This window comes from Candidatus Obscuribacterales bacterium, from assembly GCA_036703605.1.
Classification (GTDB): domain Bacteria; phylum Cyanobacteriota; class Cyanobacteriia; order RECH01; family RECH01; genus RECH01.
Genome location: DATNRH010000694.1, coordinates 1 through 1,808 on the forward strand (window position 1 = coordinate 1; position 1,808 = coordinate 1,808).

At 56.2% G+C, this 1,808-nt stretch carries 1 protein-coding gene; it reads right to left on the reverse strand.

The genetic code is table 11. The features are described 5' to 3' along the window. Nucleotides 1–406 precede the first annotated feature (406 nt). A complete protein-coding gene (locus V6D20_14700; GenBank protein ID HEY9817029.1) occupies nt 407–1,432 on the reverse strand; it encodes an IS110 family transposase in 1,026 nt (341 codons plus the stop codon). Between the last annotated feature and the right edge of the window lie 376 nt (nt 1,433–1,808).

Here is a 1,808-nt window from a genome sequence, read left to right on the forward strand (position 1 = left end):
TGGCAAGGCTATAAAGATGCGCGAAGCGCGCTAAAGGCCAAACGCAAGCGTGGCAAGTGATATGGCATGAGTCCGTGACAGGCACCGGGTGAGCCTCTCCGGGGTCGCCGTGAATCCATATATGGTCTCCTCCCCGCTTGCAAGGCCTCAGATCTTAAAGTCAGGGACAGGTTGCTGCCATATATCCGGCCTGTTGATGAAGCCTCTGTTCGGGCTTCTGGCCTTGATGACCATTCGCGCCTATCGTCCTTATCATCCTAGCGGCTTCAAGAGCCTTTGGATTCACCAGGTTTTCGATAGGCCGGTCTGACCTGTTAGTGACATCAAGTGTCCGTTGCCTTCGCAACCTTGGGTTGGATCGGTACTGCGTAACTCAGTGCAGATATATTACGCTCATCGCTCTGATCTAATTAGCCAGACGTGGCTGATAGCGCTCGCCTCGCGCAATAATCACCCAGGCGATCCGAACCAGCTTGTTGGCCAGGGCTACAACCGCCTTGTTGTGCCCATGCTTTGCCTTGATCCTCATCACCCAGCGGCTCAGCGCATCCTCCTTCTTCGCGGCGCACCTCAACACCGCCTGGGCTCCGTTGATCACCTGGGATCGCACATGGCGATTGCCCCGTTTGGTGATACCCAGCAGGACCTCTCGTCCGCCCGTGCTGTATTGCCTTGGCACCAGACCCAGGGCCGCAGAGGCATCTCGACCTCGTTTGAACTGTTGGCCGTCACCCATCCAGCTCAGCAGTTCATTGGCTACAATGGGCCCCATACCCGGTGCGTCACACAGGCGTTGGCATACCTTGTTGGTTTGGGCCTGACTCTTCAGCGTCTGGTCATACCAGGCCTGCTCTTTGATCACGGCCAGATAGCGCTCATAGGCCTTAGCCACAACATGTCGTACCACCTCGGTTAATCCGTTTTCGGCATCCTCCAGCACCAGAGGAAGTGCTGCCTTGAGGGTGCTCACGCCCTTGGGCAATGTGATGCCTCGTTCGGCCAGCAGCGCTCGGATCTGATTCCCCTGACGTACCTGCTCCTCTTTCAGTTGCTTGCGCTGAAGAAGGATTAAGGCGTTATCTTGCTGCGCAACGGTTTTGATCGGCACCGGACGCAGGTGCCCATGCTGGTGGGCCTCCACCAGGGCTCGAGCGTCGTTGTAGTCATTCTTCTGTCCGCGTTGATAGCTTTTGACATGCTTGGGCGGATACAGGACGGCGGTGTGCCCCATCTGCTGAACCCGCTGAGCCACAAAATGAGCGCCGGAGCAGGCTTCCATGACTACGATACAGAACTCTTGCTGGGCCAGCCTGTCCAGCATCCTGGCTCGAGAATAGGTCTTGCGCCACAGTTCTTTGCCCGCTGGCGAGTAGGCTACCAATGCGTTGCTGTTTTTTGCCAAATCCAGCCCAATCACAGTATGCTTAATCATGGTCTCCTCCTCTTGAGATCTCCTCCGATCTCTTCAAATAGATGGTTATCTATTTTGGCGCATTGTGACGCCGTTAATGAAGGGGAGGAGACCATCACATCATCCATGGAGCCTAGGCCGCAACATCCATGTTGCGGACTTCCCCGGACAGGTCTACCCGGCAGCCGTCACTAGAATCGGTGGTTGTGTCTACCAGACTCCTATTTTTTGCAGGAGGCCTTGGCAACTGGAAGGAATAGCGACGGGTGGCAGGGTTGTTACTGCGGGGGTATCTGAGGCATGGATGCCGAAGTTAAGCCTACAAGGAGGTATATACGGCGCCCCCGCAAGAGCAACCCTGCCATCCGTCGCGGACTCAAGGCGGTGCAGCCAATTT